This window comes from Acidimicrobiia bacterium, from assembly GCA_035471805.1.
GTDB lineage: Bacteria > Actinomycetota > Acidimicrobiia > Spongiisociales > JAHEDJ01 > JAHEDJ01.
The window spans coordinates 66618-85766 of record DATIPS010000023.1 but is presented as its reverse complement, the minus strand read 5'-3'; the positions used below and the strand labels follow the sequence as shown (position 1 = coordinate 85766).

General features: G+C 62.9%; 15 protein-coding genes. 11 read left to right on the top strand and 4 right to left on the bottom strand.

All coding sequences use genetic code 11. The features are described from left to right. The first annotated feature begins 14 nt into the window (after positions 1-14). The gene (locus tag VLT15_05105; protein HSR44596.1) at positions 15-959 is read left to right on the top strand and encodes a hypothetical protein; all 945 of its coding nucleotides are present in this window, start codon (positions 15-17) and stop codon (positions 957-959) included. Here the strand turns inward: VLT15_05105 and aceE are convergent. Further along, positions 949-3633: a pyruvate dehydrogenase (acetyl-transferring), homodimeric type gene (gene aceE / locus VLT15_05100; GenBank protein ID HSR44595.1), complete on the bottom strand. Its 2685-nt coding sequence runs from the start codon at positions 3631-3633 to the stop codon at positions 949-951. The two genes, VLT15_05105 and aceE, sit on opposite strands and share 11 nt — an antisense overlap. 73 nt (positions 3634-3706) lie before the next feature. Here aceE and VLT15_05095 point away from each other — a divergent pair, with 73 nt between their 5' ends. The 5 genes from VLT15_05095 (at position 3707) to VLT15_05075 (ending at position 10788) form a co-directional block, all read left to right on the top strand. Further along, the gene (locus VLT15_05095) at positions 3707-4642 is read left to right on the top strand and encodes a pyridoxal-phosphate dependent enzyme (protein ID HSR44594.1); all 936 of its coding nucleotides are present in this window, start codon (positions 3707-3709) and stop codon (positions 4640-4642) included. A 154-nt stretch (positions 4643-4796) separates the two neighbouring features. Beyond that, a complete protein-coding gene (locus VLT15_05090) occupies positions 4797-6692 on the top strand; it encodes a molybdopterin-dependent oxidoreductase (protein ID HSR44593.1) in 1896 nt (631 codons plus the stop codon). A 1-nt stretch (position 6693) separates the two neighbouring features. Beyond that, a complete protein-coding gene (locus VLT15_05085; protein ID HSR44592.1) occupies positions 6694-8532 on the top strand; it encodes an NAD(P)H-dependent oxidoreductase subunit E in 1839 nt (612 codons plus the stop codon). Next, positions 8529-9446: a 2Fe-2S iron-sulfur cluster-binding protein gene (locus VLT15_05080; GenBank protein ID HSR44591.1), complete on the top strand. Its 918-nt coding sequence runs from the start codon at positions 8529-8531 to the stop codon at positions 9444-9446. Before VLT15_05085 ends, VLT15_05080 begins: the two co-directional genes overlap by 4 nt. A 37-nt stretch (positions 9447-9483) precedes the next feature. Beyond that, complete coding sequence (locus VLT15_05075; protein HSR44590.1) at positions 9484-10788, top strand: radical SAM protein; 1305 nt, start codon at positions 9484-9486, stop codon at positions 10786-10788. A gap of 35 nt (positions 10789-10823) precedes the next feature. Here the strand turns inward: VLT15_05075 and VLT15_05070 are convergent, their stop codons facing one another. Next, the gene (locus VLT15_05070) at positions 10824-11471 is read right to left on the bottom strand and encodes a phosphoribosyltransferase (protein ID HSR44589.1); all 648 of its coding nucleotides are present in this window, start codon (positions 11469-11471) and stop codon (positions 10824-10826) included. A gap of 184 nt (positions 11472-11655) precedes the next feature. On the opposite strand from VLT15_05070, the gene VLT15_05065 reads away from it, so the two are divergent. From VLT15_05065 to VLT15_05055, 3 genes are read left to right on the top strand one after another with little or no spacing between them, the layout of a single operon-like run. Further along, positions 11656-12603: an ABC transporter ATP-binding protein gene (locus tag VLT15_05065; protein ID HSR44588.1), complete on the top strand. Its 948-nt coding sequence runs from the start codon at positions 11656-11658 to the stop codon at positions 12601-12603. Between the two features lies 1 nt (position 12604). Beyond that, positions 12605-13786 carry an ABC transporter permease gene (locus tag VLT15_05060; GenBank protein ID HSR44587.1) on the top strand — a complete coding sequence of 394 codons (1182 nt, stop codon included), beginning with the start codon at positions 12605-12607 and terminating at the stop codon, positions 13784-13786. After that, positions 13783-14940 carry an ABC transporter permease gene (locus tag VLT15_05055; GenBank protein HSR44586.1) on the top strand — a complete coding sequence of 386 codons (1158 nt, stop codon included), beginning with the start codon at positions 13783-13785 and terminating at the stop codon, positions 14938-14940. The genes VLT15_05060 and VLT15_05055 overlap by 4 nt, the downstream gene beginning before the upstream one ends. Before the next feature lie 30 nt (positions 14941-14970). Here the strand turns inward: VLT15_05055 and VLT15_05050 are convergent, their stop codons facing one another. After that, a complete protein-coding gene (locus tag VLT15_05050; GenBank protein ID HSR44585.1) occupies positions 14971-17550 on the bottom strand; it encodes a glycerol-3-phosphate 1-O-acyltransferase in 2580 nt (859 codons plus the stop codon). Between VLT15_05050 and VLT15_05045 the strand changes: the two genes are divergently transcribed. Together VLT15_05045 and dtd are read left to right on the top strand one after the other, a co-directional pair. Next, on the top strand, positions 17488-17949 hold the full coding sequence (locus tag VLT15_05045; GenBank protein ID HSR44584.1) for a cyclic nucleotide-binding domain-containing protein: 462 nt from the start codon (positions 17488-17490) through the stop codon (positions 17947-17949). The genes VLT15_05050 and VLT15_05045 overlap by 63 nt on opposite strands. Positions 17950-17987: 38 nt before the next feature. Continuing rightward, the gene (dtd, locus tag VLT15_05040; GenBank protein HSR44583.1) at positions 17988-18440 is read left to right on the top strand and encodes a D-aminoacyl-tRNA deacylase; all 453 of its coding nucleotides are present in this window, start codon (positions 17988-17990) and stop codon (positions 18438-18440) included. Positions 18441-18456: 16 nt separating this feature from the next. Here the strand turns inward: dtd and VLT15_05035 are convergent, their stop codons facing one another. Then, positions 18457-19098 carry a DsbA family protein gene (locus VLT15_05035; protein HSR44582.1) on the bottom strand — a complete coding sequence of 214 codons (642 nt, stop codon included), beginning with the start codon at positions 19096-19098 and terminating at the stop codon, positions 18457-18459. Between the last annotated feature and the right edge of the window lie 51 nt (positions 19099-19149).

Here is a 19149-nt window from a genome sequence, read left to right as displayed (position 1 = left end):
TAGATTCCCCCCGAATGATCGAGATACTCCTGCTTCTGGCTCTTCCCGCTTCCGGTAAATCCGAGCTTCGCCGCTACCTGGAATGGCTCGATCCCGAGGTCGGCCGTCACAGCCTCGGAATCGGGGCGACCGTCCAGGTCGACGACTTCCCCTATGTGCACCTGATGCGTCGCCTATCTCGAGAAGCAGTTGGACTGGGGTTGGAGCCGCCTTTCTTCGCGTCCGACGACGGCACATTCGTCGACCCGCGTGATTGGGGGACGCTGATTCACCTGATCAACGAGGACTTCGGTTTCCTGACCCACCGTCCTGTTCGTGAAACGTCGGCCGGTCGTTGGCTGACGGATAGGCTGGCGGCGGCCAGGAACAAGTCCGGAGGTGATCCGTACTTCCCCTCGTTGGAACCGCACTCGAGAAGGCGCATCGAGCTCGGGATCGAAGCCGAGGCCGGGGTGCTGTTCGAGGAAATCGCAGCGCGCCGATGGGAGCCGGGAAACACGATCGTGATTGAGTTTGCGCGCGGCGTGTCGGCCGGTTCCTCGCTGCCGCCGGTGCCGCCCATGGGATACCGGCACTCTTTGTCGCTGCTCGCTCCGGAGATCCTGGAGCGAGCCCGGATTCTGTACGTGAGGGTTACTCCAGAAGAGAGCAGGCGAAAGAATCGGGAGCGCACAGTGACCGGTGAAGAGGGCTCGATCTTGTACCACGGCGTTCCCGAACAGGTGATGATCAGCGACTACGGAGGGGATGATGCCGTCTGGTTGATGGACTCGGCGACGCGACCCGGAACGATCGACGTAGTCAGTGGTTCCGACACCTATCAGGTACCCGCCGCGGTCTTCGACAACTCGAGCGACTTGACTTCGTTCCTACGTTCCGAACCGGAATACTGGGACGCGAAGGACCTGGCCGCGCTGCAGAACCGACTGGAGGCGGCATTCGGATTGCTCAGACCGTGAACGGATCAGGTTGATCCGGATCGATGTCGTATCGCTCGAGCGCCTCGACGACCCGCTCGGTCGGAATCTCGCCGTCACGGGCGAGGCCTGACAGAACGGCAACGACGATGTGTCCGGCATCGATCTCGAAAAAGCGTCGCAGCGCCTCCCTCGTGTCCGAGCGCCCGTAGCCGTCTGTCCCCAACGTGAGGTACGTTCCGGGAACCCACCGAGCGATTGAATCGGGGACGGCCTGCACGAAATCGGTGACCGCAACGATCGGACCACCCACCGCCGACAGCCGGTCGACGTAGGGATAGCGTTGCTCCTCACCGGGATGGAGTCTGTTCCATCGATCGGTGGCCAGCGCGTCTTCACGCAGCTTCTTGTATGAAGTTGCCGACCACAACTCTGCACCGACATCGAAGTTCTCGGCCAGTTCTTGGCGAGCCAGACGAGCCGCGGTATGCGTCGAACCGGAGAAGAGAATCGCTGCCTTGTGGCTGGCACCTTCTGGAGCGCCATCCCACCGATAGAGGCCGGCCATGATTCCATCATCGACGTTGTCCGGTTTTGGAGGCTGGACGTAGTTCTCGTTGTAGATCGTGAGGTAGTAGAAGACGTCTTCGTTGTCGCGGTACATCCGATCGAGGCCCCTACGGATGATTGTCGCCATCTCGTAGGCGAAGGCCGGGTCGTAGGCCTCACAGGCAGGGACAGCCGAGGCGAGCAGGAGGCTATGGCCATCCTGATGCTGGAGTCCTTCGCCGGCCAGCGTGGTTCTCCCGGCTGTGGCCCCGAGCAGGAAACCCTTCGCCCGGCTGTCGGCGGCGGCCCAGATGAGATCACCGACTCGCTGGAATCCGAACATCGAATAGAAGGCGAAGAATGGAACCATCGGTACGCCCCGGGTCGCATACGACGTGGCGGCGGCGGTGAAGCTTGCCATGGAGCCGGCCTCGGTGATGCCTTCCTCGAGGATTTGTCCGTCCTTCCGCTCCGTGTAGGAGAGCAGCAGCTGCGCGTCGACCGGTTCGTACTTCTGGCCTTCAGAGGCGTATATGGCGAGCTCTTTGAAGAGCGCGTCCATCCCGAATGTCCGGCCCTCGTCCGGAATGATCGGGACGACTCTCGGTCCAAACTGCTCATCACGCGCCATGTTGCGGAGGAGTCTCGTGAACGCCATGGTCGTCGACACTTCGTTCTTTCCCGATCCGCCGTCGAACTCTGCAAACACGGCGGGATCCGGCAGGGTCAGCGGCCGTCTGATGGTCGTTCGACGCGAGGGGAGTGGTCCGTCGAGCGCCCTGCGACGTTCCATCAGATAGTTGTACTCGGGGGAGTTCTCTTCGAACTTCAGGTATGGAGGTTCATCGTCATCGCCGAGCGGCGGGATGACGTCGTCGAGCGAGAGCCGCGTGCGAAGCTTCATCAGCTGGGCGTTGTTCAGCTTCTTGATCTGATGAGTCGCGTTCCGGCCCTCGACATCCGGTCCAAGCGTCCATCCTTTGATCGTCTTGGCGAGGATCACGGTCGGGGCTCCGGTGAGTTCCGTGGCTCGTTTGTATGCCGCATAGAGCTTCTTGTAGTCGTGTCCGCCGCGACGGAGTGCCCAGATCTCATCGTCGGTCATGTGCTCGACCATGTGGCGGAGGCGTGGGTCGGGGCCGAAGAAATGCTCCCGCACGTAGGCGCCGTCGTGAGCCTTGTAGCGCTGGTAGTCGCCGTCCACCCGGCGGTTCATGTTGTCGACCAGTACCGAGCCGGCATCGGCCGCGAGCAGCGGATCCCAGTTCGAGCCCCAGATGACCTTGATGACGTTCCAGCCTGCCCCACGGAATATCGCTTCGAGTTCCTGAATGATCTTCCCGTTGCCGCGTACCGGTCCATCGAGCCTCTGAAGGTTGCAGTTGATGACCCAGGTCAGATTGTCCAGTTTCTCCCGAGCGGCGAGCGTGATTGATCCGAGCGTCTCAGGTTCGTCGGTCTCGCCGTCTCCCAGGAATGACCAAACCCGGGATTGACCTGCGTCGTCGATACGACGGTTGTGCAGGTATTTCAGGAAGCGGGCGTGATAGATCGAATTGATCGGTCCGAGTCCCATCGAAACCGTCGGAAACTCCCAGAAGTCGGGCATCAGCCGGGGATGGGGGTACGACGAAAGCCCGTTGCCGGCGATCTCGCGCCGGAAGTGATCCAGTTGCTCCTCGGTGATCCGCCCCTCGAGGTAGGCCCGTGCGTATATTCCGGGGGCGGCATGGCCCTGGAAATAGACGGAGTCGCCCGGCAGGCCGTCCTCCTTTCCACGGAAGAAATGATTGAATCCCACGTCGTAGAGCGCAGCAGACGACGCAAAGGTCGAAAGGTGTCCGCCGATTCCTTCCGCTACGTAGTTGGCTTTGATGACCATGACTGCCGCGTTCCACCGGATGGCTCTGCGAATCCGCCGTTCCATCTGCTCATCGCCCGGGAACCAGGGTTCTTCTTCGGGCGGAATGCTGTTGATGTACGGGGTCGACACCAGAGCAGGAACATCGACGCCGATCTCCCTGGCGCGTTTTATCAACCGGCTGATCAGATACTGTCCGCGCCGCGGGCCCGCATGGCCGACGGCCGCGTCGAGTGAGTCGAGCCACTCGCGAGTCTCGTCGGGATCGGCATCCGGAAACTGCTGGATGAACTCGTCGATGATCATTGGGCCCCTAGAAACGGTGAACACCGAGAATACCTGCACAACGGTTTTGACGGTGCCGCGTACACTCTCCGCCATGGACATCCCCACCTTCGACGACGTGCTGGCGGCCTCCAAACGGATAGAGCCGTTCGTGCGGCGGCCGCCTGTATTGAGCTCCTCAACCCTGAATCGAGAACTCGACGCGGAGGTGTTCTTCAAGTGTGAGAACTTGCAGAAGGTCGGAGCTTTCAAGGCACGGGGCGCAACGAACGCCGTGCTTGCGTTGTCTGCAGACGAGGCGAGTAGGGGTGTTGCCACCCACTCATCGGGAAACCACGGTCAGGCACTTGCCTATGCCGCCTCGGTGCGGGGAATTCGCGCCTGGGTCGTGATGCCGGATCACGCGCCGGCCGTGAAGGTCGATGCTGTCCGCGGCTACGGCGCGGAAATCGTGTTCTGTAAACAGGCCGAGAGGGAGGAAACCACGCGCCGGCTGGTTGCCGAGACGGGTGCCGTACTCATCCACCCGTACGACAATGCAATGGTGATAGCCGGCCAGGGGACGGCTGCTTTGGAACTGCTGGAAGACGCGCCCGGCCTGGATGTCCTCGTTGCGCCCGTCGGAGGAGGCGGACTTCTGAGCGGATCAGCCATTGCGGCTCATGCCGTCGACGATCAGATTCGCGTGATCGGAGCCGAGCCTGAGGCAGTCGATGATGCTTTCCGATCATTGCGGGATGGGGTGCTGTACCCGGCCGTGTCGAATCCTCAGACTCTCGGCGACGGCCTGCTCACCGGTTTGGGAAGGCGGAACTTCGCCATTCTGCAGGAACACCTGGTCGAAATCGTGACCGTATCCGAAGCGGAGATCGTCGACTCGGCCCGATTCCACCTCGAACGGATGAAGGTCGTTGTGGAACCCTCCGGTGCAGTCGGCTTGGCCGCCGTTCGCAAAATGAACATCCAAGGGCGCCGGGTGGGCGTGATCATCAGTGGGGGTAACACGGATTTCCGCTGGCTCGACCGCTGACCGATTTTCTCAGCAATACAGACGTTGGCGGAGAACAACAGTATTGCCGAGAAACCCCCTCCGACTTTCTCAGCAATGCTGTTGCTCTCGGGGATTGACAACATTGCCGAGAAACCGGGAGGACGCGCTAGCTTCTGTGTGAAGGAGGTGCAGTGTGAACCGACGAAACGAGCGGCTGACCCAGCCGCTGGTCCGGGAGGACGGCGAACTCCGTCCAACCTCGTGGGACCACGCGCTAGACCGGGCCGCTCAAGGCATCCGGAGCGCCGTGGAGGATCACGGTCCGGACTCGTTCGGGATGTTCAGCTGTTCGAAAGCCACCAACGAGATGAACTTCTTCGCACAGAAGTTCATCCGTGTGGCGGTAGGCAGCAACAACATAGATTCATGTAACCGCACCTGACACGCTCCCAGCGTCGTCGGTCTGGCGACGGTTTTTGGGGCGGGAGGCGGAACCAGCTCCTATGAGGAGATCGAGCAGACGGATCTCATCATCCTGTGGGGTTCGAACGCCCGCGAGACCCACCCGATCTTTTTCCACCACCTTCTGAAGGGGCTGCGAAACGGAGCCCCTCTCTACACGATCGACCCGAGAAGGTCTTCTTCGGCGCAGTGGTCCGATTTGTGGCTGGGAATCGACGTTGGCTCAGATATCGCCCTCGCCAATGCGGTCGGGCGCGAGATCATCGCGGCCGGTTTGACCAACGACGAGTTCATTCGATCTGCAACCACCGGCTTCGATCGGTACCGGGAATCGGTCGAACCGTGGACACTCGAGCGAGCGGAAGCCGTCACCGGTGTCCCGGCGGAAGGAATCCGCGAACTCGCCCATGCCTACGCCAAGGCCGGCACCGCCCAACTCTGCTGGACCCTGGGAATCACCGAACACCACAACGGGTCCGACAACGTGTTTGCTCTCATCAACCTCGCCCTCCTCACCGGGCACGTGGGTCGGTACGGGTCTGGGCTGGTGCCCATTCGAGGACAGAACAACGTGCAGGGTGGAGGCGACATGGGAGCCTTGCCGAACAAGCTCCCCGGCTTTCAGGACGTCGAGAACGACGAGCTCAGATCGAAGTTCGAGGTCGCCTGGGGAAAGCCGCTTCCGGCAACATCCGGCTGGAATATCAGCCAGATGTTCGATGCGATGGAGCAGGGCCACCTGCACAGTCTCTACGTGATCGGTGAGAACCCCGCCCAGAGCGAGGCGCAGGCCGAGCGGGTTCGGGATCTGCTGGGAGGTCTCGATTCGCTCATCGTTCAGGACCTCTATCTGACCAAGACCGCCGAGATGGCGGACGTTGTGCTGCCGGCTGCGGCATCCTGGGCCGAGGCCGACGGCACGGTCACCTCATCGGAACGTCGCGTCCAGCGAGTGCGCAAGGCCGTGGAAGCTCCCCGAGGGGCAAGAACCGATACCGACATCATCTCTGCCGTCGCTTCAAGACTGGGCACCGACCTGGGCGAGCCGTCGGCCGAGGAGATTTGGGACGAACTCCGGAAGCTCTCTCCCATGCACGCCGGAATGAGTTATGCCCGGCTGGAGGCAGAGGGTGGCCTGCAGTGGCCGTGCCGTTCTGAGGATGATCCGGGTGATCTGTTTCTCCACGGACGCTTGTGGGCGGATCCTCCCGAGGGTCCGCTTGCCCCGTTCGTGCCGGTCGAGCATGTTGCACCCGTGGATGAACTGACCGAGGAGTATCCGATCAGGCTGACAACGGGCCGCCACCTCGAGTCGTACAACACAGGCGTCCAGACCGGGCAGATGTCGTCGCCGAAGCGGTTGGGAGGGACGATCGATCTCGATCCGGACGACGTCCGCAACCTCGGGGTCGAAGCCGGCGAGGTGGTGAGGGTGGTCTCGCGGCGAGGTGCAGTGGAGGCGCCCGTACGAGTGGATCGGAATCTCCGGCCGGGACTGGCCTTCATGGCTTTTCATTTTCCGGCGGAGGTGGACGTCAACGTGTTGACGATCGACGCCTGGGATCCACGGTCCGGAACCGCAGAGTTCAAGGCTTCCGCAATCCGGGTAGAGAAGATCGGGGCCTGACTTGGATCTCCACTTTGCAGACGCAGAAGCGACCGAGGCCGAACGGGCCGCAGTCGATCGTTTCATGTCGGCTCACACCTCGGAGACGGGGCCGACAGAAGTGGCCAGACTGGAGCGTCCCCGCAGTCGCGAGCGGCGGGACCTTCTGCTGCCGGGCCTGCATGCTTTGCAGGCCGAGGTCGGCTGGATAAGCCACGGCGCGTTGAACTACCTCGGAGCGGCGATCGCGGTGCCGCCGGCCGACGCCTACGGAGTGGCTTCGTTCTACAGCATGTTCTCGCTGACTCCGCAGGCGCCCGACGTTCTGCACATATGCGACGACATCGCCTGCCGTGCCAACGGAGCCTTGGAAGTCGTCGACGAGTGCGAGAGGGTTTTCGGTCCTGAGGGTTCCGGCGATTCCGTCACCTGGCATCGCAGCCCCTGTCTCGGCAGGTGCGACAGGGCTCCCGCTCTGTTCGTCCAACGAACCGGTGCGGAGGATTTCGACCACGGGCCTGTTCACGCCGACCTGTCTGGCCGGGCGATCGCCGGCCTGGCCGAACTCGGGGCGATGAACGTCGACCTGGGCATCGAGCGGTCTGCCACTCCCCAGGGGCAGGCTGAGGTGCGGTTGCTCCGGCGAATCATCGACAGAGTCGATCCCTCTTCCCTCCACGACTACCGGGCCGGCGGCGGATATGCCGCACTCCATCGAGCAGTGGAGATGGGTGCAGAGAGCGTCCGGGAACTCATCTCAGAATCAGGTTTGACCGGGCGGGGCGGAGCCGGTTTCCCGACCGGCGTCAAGTGGAAGATGGCGGCCGCTGAGGCGGCGCCCCGTTTCGTGATCGCCAATGCCGACGAATCCGAGCCCGGAACGTTCAAGGATCGCGTGCTGATCGAGCAGGACCCGTTCGCGCTGATCGAAGCATTGACGATTGCCGGCGTGTCGGTGGGTGCCGAAAGGGGATTCATATATCTGCGTGGAGAGTATCCGGTGGCCCGGCGGAGGCTCGAAGTTGCGCTTGCCGCCGCCCGGGAGGCCGGCTTGCTCGGCGCGGATCTAATCGGCCGCGGAATCTCTTTCGACATCGAGCTGCGAATCGGCGCAGGCGCCTACATCTGCGGTGAGGAGACCGCGTTGTTCAACTCGATCGAAGGATATCGGGGCGAACCCCGCAACAAGCCTCCTTACCCGACCCAGGTCGGCTTGTTCGGACGGCCGACCGTGGTCAACAACGTGGAAACTCTGCTCAATGTGCTGTTCATCATCACCGAAGGGGCCGATGCGTATCGCCGGCTCGGGACGCCGAAGTCGCCGGGCACCAAAGTGTTCTCGGTTTCCGGACACGTGGCGAAACCGGGCGTATACGAGGTTCCGTTCGGGACACCGCTGGGAGATCTCGTGGCCCTGGCGGGCGGAATGCGCAAGGAAACGGGCGGCATGCGGCGTTCGACGTCTCTGGGATCGGTGTTGCTCGGTGGGGCGGCGGGAACCTTCCTCGGACCGGAGGCACTCGACCTGCCGCTTGCCAACGAAGCGGCGATCGAGAGAAACGCCTCTCTCGGATCCGGGGCGGTAGTGGTGTTCGATACCGAAGCAGACATGTTCGACGTGGTTTCTCGTATCGCGGCGTTCTTCCGGGATGAGTCCTGTGGTCAATGTGCACCCTGCCGTATCGGGACCGTGCGCCAGGAGGAGCTCATGGTGCGAGCCGGATCCGGCTTCGATTCCGGAGGTTTGATCAGAGAGGTCGGCCGGGCGATGACGGACGCTTCGATTTGTGGTCTGGGCCAGACGGCCGCGAATGCGGTCGTATCCGCTCTCGACCTCGGCCTCATCGGAGGCGACCCATGAGCAGCCTCGAGTTCATTCTCGACGGAGAGCGCGCCGTTGCGCCCGCCGGAGTCACGCTGATTCGCGCCCTGTCCGCCAATGGCGTCCAAACGCCGACGCTCTGCTACCTCGAGCATACGACTGCTCCCAATGTCTGCCGTGTGTGCGTGGTCGAGGTGGAGGGGAGTCGCCCGCTGGTTCCGGCCTGTTCACGGTTGCTCGAAGAGGGGATGGTTGTCTCCTCAGACAGCCCGCGCGTGCGGCACGCTCGCAAGCTGGTCTTCGAGATGCTCGCCTCGTCGGTCGATCTGTCACTCGTCTCAGAAGATACCGGAGCCTGGATGCGGGAGTACGACGTCGACCCGGGTCGTTTCGGGCCAACCCTCGACACCGGAGGGACGGCCGTTGCAACCAGGCCGGGACAGCATGATCGACCCGATGGGCTCTCATTTGCGAGCGTCGCCCGGCCGCCGCTGATCCAGGACGACCTCTATGTGCGGGACTACGCGAAGTGCATCCTCTGCTACCAGTGCGTGAACGCATGTGGACCGGAAGCCCAGAACACGTTCGCGATCAGCGTCGCCGGTCGCGGGTTCGAGGCCCGCATATCAACGGAGTTCGAGATCGAACTGCCGGATTCTGCCTGCGTCTACTGCGGGAACTGCATCGCCGTCTGTCCTACCGGCGCCTTGATTCCCAAGACGGAGTTCGATTTACGTGCTGCCGGCGGATGGGCTGCGGATCGGCAGTCGGTTACGCGTACCGTTTGCCCCTACTGCGGTGTCGGTTGCAACCTCGAGCTCACCGTTCAGGATGGTGTGATTGTGAGGGTGGACTCCCCGCCGGACCACGATGTGACCTCCGGGAACCTCTGCATAAAGGGCAGGTTCGGATTTACCCACGCCGGTGTGCAGCCCAAGCCGGAGCAGCCGTAGGCACGGTTGTTTCGCTTCGACCGTAGGATGCGGCGCTGTGAAGATTCTTCTCGTCTCGTCGTACGAACTGGGTCATCAGCCGTTTCACGTCGCTTCGGCTGCATCGGCGCTGGGCGGGGCCGGGCACGACATCCGCACCTGTGATCTCTCCCTCGGGCCTCTGAAACCGCTCGATGTCGAATGGGCCGAGGCAGTCGCCTTCGCGGTTCCGATGCACACGGCGATGAAAGTGGCATTGCAGGCGAGCAGGCAACTGAACGCATCCCGTCCGGAACTGCCCCTGTGCTTCTACGGCTTGTATGCGGCCGCCGCGGATCTGCCCGCCGGAGCGAGCGCGGTCGCCGGGGAATACGAGCCGGGGCTCCTTCGCTGGGCGGCCGGCGTCCGCCGCGGATCACACGTGGACCTCGAGAGATCGGCGATAACGGTCGCGCCCGACAGGACGGGCCTCGCCGGGTTGACGGAATACGTGGGCGTCGAGCTGGGCGGGGAGCGCCGAGTGGCCGGTTCGACCACGGCATCGCGCGGTTGCCGGTACCGTTGCAGGCATTGCCCGGTCCCGACGGTCTACGACGGTGCTTTCAGAGTGGTCGACCGCCGGCTGATAGCCCAAGACATCGATGCGCAGGTGGCGGCGGGGGCCAGGCACATCAGCTTCGCCGACCCGGATTTCCTCAACGGACCGTCGCACGCGCTGCGAGTTCTCGAGGAAACGCGCAGCCGGCATCCCGATCTCACCTTCGATGCCACCATCAAGGTGGAACACATTCTCCGCCACCGTGATCTCCTTCCGCGGATGGCCGAGCTGGGTCTCGTGTTTGTGGTTTCCGCGTTCGAGTCGACCAACGACGAAACGCTGCAGAGACTCGACAAGGGCCACACGGTCGCCGACATGGCCGAATCTGTGCATCTCCTGCGAGCCGCCGCTATCGACATTCGCCCCACCTGGCTTCCGTTCACTCCCTGGACCACTATGCAGGATCTGGTAGCAATGCTGCAGTTCATGGAACTGCACGGCGTCGACGTCGACCCGATCCAGCTGACCATCCGTCTCCTCATTCCGCGCGGCTCGCTGCTGTTGAATCTCCCACCCGATCAGCTGGAAGTCGGTGAGTTTGATCCGGGCGCACTCACCTTTGCGTGGGAGGCGTCGGACCGGCGCTTGGATGAACTACACGGCCGGCTCGTTGATTTGATGGAGCGGATGGAAGGTCGACCCCGGGACGAGGTTCTCGAGGCCATGACCCGGGCGATACTCAACGCGGCCGGAATGAATGAGGACGCAGTCCGGCTGGCAAGCGGCGAAGGGAGGCCGCGGCTCACCGAACCGTGGTTCTGCTGAGCTGAGCCTTCCAGCCGCCGGTCCGGCGGCCCGTCTTAGTGGTTGAGCGGGGTGTTCCCGCCACCGGACAGTGCGTTGAGGACGTCCTTGTCGCTGGTTTGTGTGAAGTTTCGATACCAGAATCCGACCGCCTGGAAGTCTCTCGGAACCGACAGGGCCACCACGCGATCGGCCAGGTCGGCGAGTGCCGCGACCGTGTCCTCTGCTCCGACTGGGACTGCGAGAACGACTTGGCGGGCGCCGCGTTCCCGAGCGGCCAGAACGGCAGCCCGGGCGGTGAATCCGGTGGCCAATCCGTCGTCGACGACGATGGCCGTCCTTTCTCGGAGCTCGATCTCGGGCTTGCCCCGCCGGTACTGCTCGACCCTTCTCTCCAACTCGATCCGTTCGCGCCCGGTGACCTCGGCCACGTATTCCTCGGACACCCGCAAGTATCCGATGAGGTCATCGTTCAGTACCCGCACGCCGTGTTCGGCGATTGCCCCGATTCCGAGCTCGGGCCGGCCGGGAGCACCCAGTTTCCGGACCACAATGATGTCGAGCGGGCAGGACAACTCGGCTGCGATCGGAGCTCCGACGACTACGCCTCCTCGCGGGAGCCCGAGAACCACAGGTTTCTCGCTCCGGTAGGAGCGGAGCTCGACGGCGAGTTGTTCCCCTGCGTTGCGCCGGTCGTAAAACACTGTTCAGTCAGTATCCCTCTGCCGCGCTCTTCGAACAAGGTTTGGCAGGGGTCTGTTCGATGAGGTCGGGCGGCGGCGCGGCGGGTAGTCTCGCGCCGTGTGCGGTGGGCAGCATACGCGGCTCCTGCTGGTCTGGTTGCTGCTCCTGCACGCTGTAGCCGAGCACAACCAAGGGGATAACACGATGAGCGGTGATTCGAGAGTGCTCGATTGTCGCGACCTCCACAAGTCGTACGGCGACCGCAAAGCGGTCGCAGGGGTCGGCTTCCATATCGATCTCGGCGAGACGTACGGTCTGCTGGGACCCAACGGAGCCGGCAAGACGACGACGATCTCGATGGTTTGCGGCCTCCTGAGCAGGGATGCGGGGGAAGTCACCGTGATCGGCGAGCCAATCGACGTGGGCCAGATTCATGCCAAGCAGTGGATCGGATATGTTCCTCAGGATCTGGCCATCTATCCCGACCTCACTGCGGAGGAGAACCTCGCTTTCTTCGGCAGGCTCTACGGGTTGACGGGCAAGCAGTTGAAGGCACGAACCAATGCCGTCCTGGAGGTCACCGGGCTGGCCGACCGTCGCGACGACAAGACGGAGGAGTTCTCCGGGGGTATGAAGCGAAGGCTCAACATCGGCATCGGCCTGATCCACGAACCGCGTCTTCTGATCCTCGATGAGCCGACCGTTGGTGTCGATCCGCAGAGCAGGAATGCGATCCTCGATAGTGTCGAACGCCTGTCCGGGGAAGGCATGGCCGTCCTCTACACGACTCACTACATGGAGGAAGCCGAGCGTCTCTGCGACCGGGTCGGCATCATCGATCAGGGCCTGATCAGGGCCGAGGGCACGCGCCGGGAACTGGTTGAGCTGGTCGGGCAACGCGATCGGGTTCGAGTTGCCGCAGACGGCGACATCGATGCCGCAGCGGCCGCGGCTCGCCTGGTCGGCGGAGTTGAGGAGGCGAATCGTTCCGATAGCGGCATCGAGATCCTGACCAACGACGCACGCGTGATACTTCCCTCTTTGCTTCGTTCCATCGCAGAGGCCGGCGCCTCGGTCAAAGGTGTGGACGTAGTCGAACCCGACCTGGAGGCGGTGTTCCTGCACCTCACCGGAAAGGCGTTGAGGGACTGAGGTGCGGGCCGTACTGATCATCGCCGCCAAAGACCTCCGGCAGAGAATTCGGGATCGCTCCGCCATCATCATGGGGATCATCGCACCGTTTGCGCTCGCGACGGTCTTCTCATTGCTGCTGCCGACCGCTCAGAGCTTCCATACGCAATATGCGGTAGTTGACCTGGATGGGGGACCGGTGTCAGCTCTGCTGACCTCGCAGGTGCTACCCGGTGTAGTGGAGGCCGGTTTTGCCGACCTCACCGTGGTCGACGACCGGGCCGGCGCGGCAGCCCTGGTCGAGGGCGGTGAGATGGGCGCAGCCTTCGTCATTCCGGAAGGTTTCTCGGAGGCGATCATGAGCGGCCGGGATGCCACGCTGACGATCATCGGCAACATCGACGCGGCACTGGCGACGCAGATCGCCGAGGCCATCGCAACGGGATACGCAGAGGAGGTCAACGCAGTCTCTCTGTCCGTGGCAGCCGCGCTGGGTGGATTCACGACCGTGCAGCCGGGGGCGATCGCCGACCTGTCGTCGCGGGCCGCGGCGTTCGAGCCCTCGATCCTCGTGGAAGAGGCCGAGGCCGACTCCAAACAGATGTCGGACAAGACCTTCTACTCCGCGTCCATGGCCATCATGTTCTTGTTCTTCACCGCTCAGTTCGGGATCCTCAGCCTGCTCTCGGAGCGGCGGCAGGGAACTCTGCCGCGCCTCGTTGCCGCGCCCCTCGGCCCCTGGACGATCGTGATAGGCAAAGCGCTGACCGGCTTTGTGCTCGGAGTGGTGGCGATGACGGTGCTGATCGTCGCCTCGACGCTGTTGTTGGGGGCCGAATGGGGGAGTCCCCTGGGGGTTGCATTGCTGACCTTCGGTGGAGTTGTTTCCGCCACCGGCGTGTCGGCCATGGCCGCCACGATGGCAAAGACCGAGGAGCAGGCCTCCGGCTGGAATGCCATTCTGGCTATGTCACTGGCGATCCTCGGCGGAACGTTCTTCAGCCTCGATCGGGCCCCCGAGTTCGTGTCGAGTCTGAGCTTGATCACACCGCATGCCTGGTTTCTGCGCGGGCTCGACGAACTGGCCTCCGTCTCGGGCACGGTGGCCGATGCGCTTCCGGCGGTGGGAGTGATGGTGGCGATCGGTGCGGCTACCGGGACCGTCGGGCTGATGCGCGCCAGACGGTTGGTGATGGGAAGATGAAAGCCTTCGCGATCGCCCGGGTGAACTTGATCCGGTTGATGCGTGATCGCCTGGGTTTGTTCTTCATCATCCTGCTGCCGTTCATCATTGTGCTCGTGATGGGTGCGGCGTTCGGAGGTTCGTTCAATCCCAAGCTCGGCGTCATCGAGGGCAGCGGAGGATCTCTGGGAGTGGATTTGCTCGATACCCTCGAGAGCAGTTCGGTTGACCTCGTGGCCTTCGCCGATGAAGCGGCTTTGATCGACGGTGTAGCCCGCAACCGCGTTGATGCCGGCCTCGTGGTTCCCGCCGACTACAGCGACGCCGTGGAGACCGGCGAGTCGGTCTCATTGCGCTATTACGCACCACCCAACACCCTCGGCGGGACGTTGAAGGAGTCCGTCGGCGCAGCGATCGCGGTGCAGAGCGCCACGGTCAGGGCAGCCCGTTTCGCAGCTTCAGAAGGTATCGGAGAGCTCGAGTCGAACCTGGCGATGGTCGAATCCATGCGAGAGACGGTGCCGGGAGTCCGAGTGGAAACCGTGACTGCGGGGGAGTCCGTGTTTCCGGCAGGTTTCGATCCGATCGATCACTCCGCCCAGGGCATGCTGGTGCTGTTCATGTTCCTGACTTCGCTGACGGCGGCGGACAAGCTGATTCTCTCGCGAACGCTTGGAGTTTCCCGTCGCATGCTGTCGACGCCAACGGGTGCCGGCACGGTCTTGATCGGAGAAGGGCTCGGCCGTTTCGCCATCGCATTCCTCCAGGGCCTCTTGATACTGTTGGGCACCGCATTCGGGTTCAACATCGATTGGGGCAATGTCTGGCTCGCCATCGTCGTGGTGACGGTGTTTGCACTGGTCGGTACCGGCATCGCCATGCTCGCCGGGTCCGTGTTCCGCACCGCCGAACAGGCGGGCTCTTTCGGTGTCCTGGCCGGGTTGATGCTCGCGGCAGTCGGCGGAGCGATGGTCCCGTTCGAGATCTTCCCGACGACGATGCAGACGATCTCCAAGGCAACACCCCATTATTGGGCTTTGAGGGGATTCAAGGACTTGATCTACCGCGAAGGCAGCTTCGGTTCGATTTCCCTGGAACTCGCGGTTCTGGCCGGGTTCGCCGTTTGCCTCATAGCCGTGGCCGTCTACCGGTTCAGGCGGATATTGACCGACTAGTGCACGGGTGTGAAGGCCGGCGCGGCTGCTTCAGTGAAGGCCGACCTTCCGTCCCGCGGCAAGGGTGCCTATCACGTCTACACGCCTCACGACATCGCGGATCTCGGCGGCGAAGATGCTGCGCTCGGCGGCGATTCCGTCCCGGTCGTCGAGCAGATGTCTGTTGCTCGCCAGCCCTAGAGCCGATTTGAACAAGACTTGCGACACGGCCTCGGCCTTCGTGATCTTCTGCTGGAGCCGGTACTGCTCGCCCAGACCCAGGCACGCCGCCAGGAACTCTTTCGCCTCGATCGGTTCACCGTGCGGGCGGCTCTCGAGGGCATCGCCCACGACCAGATAGGCTTCCAGGAACGGCCCCAGCGCCCAGTGAGCGCGCAGCGGACGCAAGCGCCCGAGGAGGCCGCGAGCCCCGCCGGCGCCCTCCCGTAGGGAGGACTCCCAGTTCTCCCGAAAACGGCTCAACTCGGTGCGCATCTCGGCGACGAAAGACTCCTTGTCGGAGAAGAAGAACTCGAACTTGAGCAAGTCCCTCAATCGCATGGCCTCCTGCCAGAAAGCCTCCGTCTCATCGGCCCGACCGGACTCGGCCGCATGGAGCAGTGCCAGTTCGGCGATGGCGCCGATGACGAAGTAGTGGACGATCGTGTTGCGGTAGTAGGCGGCGGCGAGGTACTGCTCGTCCTGTATCCGGTAGACCGGTTCCGGTCCTTCATCGAAGCGTGTGACGATGTTGTGTTCTCGAAGCCGATCCAGCACTTCCTTGACCTGTGCGGTGCCGCCGAAGCGGACCCGTTCGGTAGTCGGGAGGCGCCGGCGCAGTATGTAGCCGACCAGGCCCCGCAGCTCTTCGCGGATCTCCTCGACCGTCATGGCTCTCTCCTCGTTGGCGAGGAGCGCGATTGCCACCACCGACGTCGGAGTTATCGGTGTGACCTTGTTGACCCCGCGAAGCACCTTGAAAGCCAGTTTCTGGACGTTGAGGGAGCGGGTGTCCGGCGAAGCATCGGATAGGAGCTCGGCCTTCATGGAAATCGGCCGGCCGAATCGAATATAGATGTCGCCGTATCGACGGCGAAGGGTGCGGATCGAATCGATCAGCCATCCGAAGCTCTCGGATTGCTTGTCGGTGCCACGCTGCTCTGCGGCGTACGACCCTACGTCGAAGATCTGGTCGTAGGCGATCGACGTCGGAATCAGAAACACGTCGTCCGCTTTCCCTCTGGCGTGGGCATCGACGACATAGGTGAGCATGCCGAATCGAGGCGGGAGGAGCTTGCCCGAGCGCGATCTTCCACCTTCCAGGTACCACTCGAGCGGGAACCTCTTCTCGACCAGGTAGTCGATGTAGCTCGTGAGCACATGCTTGTAAAGGTCGTTGTCCTTGAAGGAGCGCCTGATGAAGAAGACGCCCGTGCGCCGGATCAACTGACCAACGGGGAAGAAGTTGAGGTTGATCCCTCCCGCGGTGTGGTTGGGAGGCAGATCGTTCTCCCAGAGCAGGTACTGGAGTACCAGTCGATCCAGCTGCGACTTGTGGGACGGCAGGAAGACGAGCGGGTGTTCCTGCCCGAGTTCATACAAACGGCGGATCTCCTGGTCGTTGTAGTGGATGGCGCCGTAACCCTGTCGATAGAGCCAATGAATCGCGTTGGCGATGAGATCGATGACGAGCGGCGAGTGGGAAGCGGCGATCTCGGCGATGTACCGTCGAGCACGCCGGCGGGCGGATTCGAATGACCGGCCTTCGTTCTCCGCCACCTTCGCCAGAGTGTCGAGAAACTCCTGCGATCCGGTCAGGTCCTCGGCGACAAACTTGGGCACCTTGTAGCGGTTGCCGCGCAGTTTCCGTTCGGCACGCTCCAAGGCAAGCCATGCCCGGTGCACGACGAACTCGCCCGGTGTGCGGATCTCCACGGATTGCTTGTGGGCTTCGAGGAGTTCCTCGCTCGAGGCAGAGAGTCCGACCACGATCCGGCACTTGTCCGGATTCCTGGAGAGGGTCAGGTACTGCCGGATCGGATCCGGATCACGCGGATCGCCGAACTTGAGGAGGTCGACGAGCGTCACGGATCGTTTGCCTTGTCGTTCCGGGGGCAGCCATGCGACCCGGAGCGGCACGAAGACTGCGTTGTCCCCGACTCGCAGCCGGCGTTCAAGTATCGGGTCGGCGTACCGGGAGGGGCGTGCGCGGCGAGAAGGAGGCAGCCAGATCAGATCGTAGGCGGCTCCCCGAGCCCGTCTTTCGGCCCACTCCTCGATCAGGCGTCGTTCCAGCACAGATGATGCGTCACCCAGGAACACGGTCGGGCGCCCGGCGACCGGCCAATCCGGTTCGCGATCGAGCGTGTCTCTGATGGCGTTCACCTCACAGATTGTATGTCTCATTTCCTGCGGGTGGAGCAACGGGCCGAGTGTCTGTGGCGAATACTGCTTGTCGCCTCTAGTTGTTCGCAGGCGGTAGTCGTAATTTGATTGGAGGATGCAGCCGTTCTTGATCACCACCAACGCCGGTGTGCGGAGGGTGCCGAAAGACTCGAGAACCGCAGAATGACCAGCCTGATAGACGAACTCGAGCGACAGCCTTTCCTCGACGGTCTCAGTGACGAGCATCTGAGGTTTCTCTCCAATTTCGTCGATGAGGTGAGCTACGCCGAAGGCGAGATCATGTTCAGGCAGGGTGAACCGGCCCTCGACTTCTTCCTGATCTACGAGGGGAAGGTCGCCGTCGAGATCGACTCTCCGGGCGGCCCGATTGCCATCCAGACTCTCAGGCCCGGCAATCTCCTCGGAGTCTCCTGGCTGTATCCGCCGCACAGGTGGCAGTTCGATTCCAAGGCAATCGCGCCCACACGCGCCTTTCGATTCGACGGAGATGCAGTCCGTGCTGCTTGCGACGAGGATCACACGCTCGGATTCGAGTTACTCGGGTTGTTCGTGGTCGCCCTCGGATCGAGACTTCAGGCCACGAGGTTTCAACTCCTGGAGATCCTGAAGAGGGCCGCAACCTGACCTGGCAACTCCCCGGATTCACTCGTTAGATTCACTTCATGCGAGCGGTGATTCAGCGAGTGGCGAGAGCGCAGGTGAGGGTCGCCGGGGAAGTCATCGGGTCTATCGGGCCCGGGTTGCTGGTGTTGGTCGGAGTGGCGGACGGTGACTCACCGGCCGACGCCCGCGTCCTGGCGGAGAAGGTGGTCGGCCTCAGGATCTTCCGGGACGACGCCGGAAAGATGAACCTCTCCGTTGCAGAGGCCGGGGGCTCGGTGCTGGTCGTCAGTCAGTTCACCTTGCATGGTGACCTTCGAAGAGGTCGCCGGCCCTCATTCGACGCGGCCGCGCCTCCCGAGGCAGCCGAGCCACTGGTCGATTTGCTGATAGAGCATGTCGGGAAGTCGGTGCCGGTGGCCTCGGGTCGCTTCGGAGCGTCGATGTCCGTTGAACTCGTCAACGACGGGCCCGTGACGATGGTCGTCGACGTTGCCGGCGGCCGGGTGACCTAGGAAGCAGGGCCGCCGGCTACCAATCAACGGCACTGGACTGGATCAACTCTTCGTACACCGACGGGTGGTCTGCTTCGATGATCGGGAGCCCTCGCTCCCAACGGACCGTCGTACCGGGGTTGTGGTGGGTGGTGCCGTCGGGAAGGAACACCTGGGGCGACCCCTCAATGCCGAGGTCTGTCGCTTCGTGAAAGTCAGACATTACGGCCTTGCGAAATCGACCATCGTCGAGAGCGCCGGCGAGTTGATCAACGGGCAACTGCTGGATGCGGGCAACTTCCAGAAGCTCAGCGCGCATGCTCAGGTTGTGTCCGTGGAGGAAGAATGCCTTTCGCAGGGCGAAATCGAACTCCTCTCCGATTTCCTGGCTCAGCGAGTAGCCCCATTTCTGAGCTTCGAAGGCCGCGAGGTAGGACGCCGGCCAGGTCGGGTTCTGGTAGGCAGAGAACACGCTCGATTCGAGCTGAGCTGCGGCAACCATCTCGGCGCGCGTGGTGTGCTCGCTGTGCAGGCCTCCTTCGGTCAACTCCATTGGATAGGCGCGGTGATCGAAGATGACTTCGTCGGCGGACAGATGGTCTCGCATGCGGTGCAGTCGCACGGTGGCAACATATGCCCACGGGCAGCGCAAGTCGCTCCAGATCCTCAGGACGGCCATGTTCCTAACCTCCTTGCCCTAGAACCTAGTCCTCGGGGAGCCGGTCGACCT